This window comes from Paenibacillus tabacirhizosphaerae (genome assembly GCF_040812395.1).
GTDB lineage: Bacteria > Bacillota > Bacilli > Paenibacillales > NBRC-103111 > Paenibacillus_E.
In genome coordinates, this window is sequence record NZ_JBFNXH010000080.1 from 1 (window position 1) to 863 (window position 863).

An 863-nucleotide genomic window follows, 5' to 3' on the forward strand; every position below is an offset into this window, starting at 1 on the left:
TGAAGTCGTAACAAGGTAGCCGTATCGGAAGGTGCGGCTGGATCACCTCCTTTCTATGGAGACTCGGGTCTGATAGACCCAGTCAAGTGCGCAAGCACACAACAGCTTCTCTCACTCGTGTTCAGTTTTGAAAGAGTAATCCTCTTTCAAACCATGATTTGCGAAATAACAGGAAATCCTACAGCTATTTGATGAGTCGGTTGGCGAAAAACAGAATTAACGGAAAAAACTGACGTTAATTGGATGTTTAGCTAGTCCGCTACGGCAAGTTTGGAGATTTAACAGTAGTTTTTACTGCTAAATGTTCATTGCAAGCTCAAACGAATTAAATTAGATGAAGGAAATCCAGTTAGTTGCAATATGTATGGTGAATCTTGTTCCTTGAAAACTAGATAACGAAACGAAACGTAAAGTAAACTAGAAATCCTTTTATCTGGTCAAACAGATAAAACGCTTTTTTAGCAGGTTAAGCTAGAAAGAGCACACGGAGGATGCCTAGGCGCTAGGAGCCGAAGAAGGACGTGGCGAACGACGAAATGCCTCGGGGAGCCGTAAGCAGGCTTTGATCCGGGGATGTCCGAATGGGGGAACCCAGCTGTGGTAATGCGCAGTTACCCTGCAGTGAATACATAGCTGCTTGGAGGCATACCCAGGGAACTGAAACATCTAAGTACCTGGAGGAAAAGAAAACAAAAGTGATTCCGTCAGTAGCGGCGAGCGAAAGCGGAACAGCCCAAACCAAGGAGCTTGCTCCTTGGGGTTGTAGGACCTCAATGTGGCAAAAGTTTGTTAGGCGAAGCGATCTGGAAAGGTCCGGCATAGAAGGTAAAAGCCCTGTAGCCCAAAACAAACGTATGCCTAGA

At 45.4% G+C, this 863-nt stretch carries 2 rRNA genes; both read left to right on the forward strand.

The window, feature by feature from the left end:
* A 16S ribosomal RNA gene (locus ABRS97_RS28045) occupies positions 1–53 on the forward strand; the annotation flags it as partial.
* Positions 54–464: 411 nt separating this feature from the next.
* A 23S ribosomal RNA gene (locus tag ABRS97_RS28050) occupies positions 465–863 on the forward strand; the annotation flags it as partial.